General features: G+C 42.4%; 1 rRNA gene. It reads right to left on the bottom strand.

What is annotated here, in order from left to right:
• Positions 1–4: 4 nt before the first annotated feature.
• Positions 5–119, bottom strand: a 5S ribosomal RNA gene (rrf, locus tag H5158_RS22955).
• Positions 120–344 lie beyond the last annotated feature (225 nt).

Below are 344 nucleotides of genomic sequence, written 5' to 3' on the forward strand. Positions count from 1 at the left end.
TGGAGCCTGGCAATGTCCTACTTTCACATAGCAAATGCTACACTATCATCGGCGCTGTTTCGTTTCACTACTGAGTTCGGCATGGGGTCAGGTGGGTCCAAAACGCTATTGTTACCAAGCAAATAGGGTGCGAAGGAGTAATGACAAAGCACGTAGTGCTTACATTTCCTTTGCGCAAGGTGCCTCAACTTTAACGCTACGCGCTAAGAGTCACCTTATAAATTTGGAATTCTGATAATAAAGTTTTCAGTAAATCTACTTTAGTCTATTAACTTCTTGCGCTATCAACTATCACATAAAACGCGTTTGGCGTTGTATGGTTAAGCCTCACGGGTAATTAGTAC

The organism is Pseudoalteromonas sp. SR45-6 (assembly GCF_014163545.1).
Lineage (GTDB): Bacteria > Pseudomonadota > Gammaproteobacteria > Enterobacterales > Alteromonadaceae > Pseudoalteromonas > Pseudoalteromonas rhizosphaerae.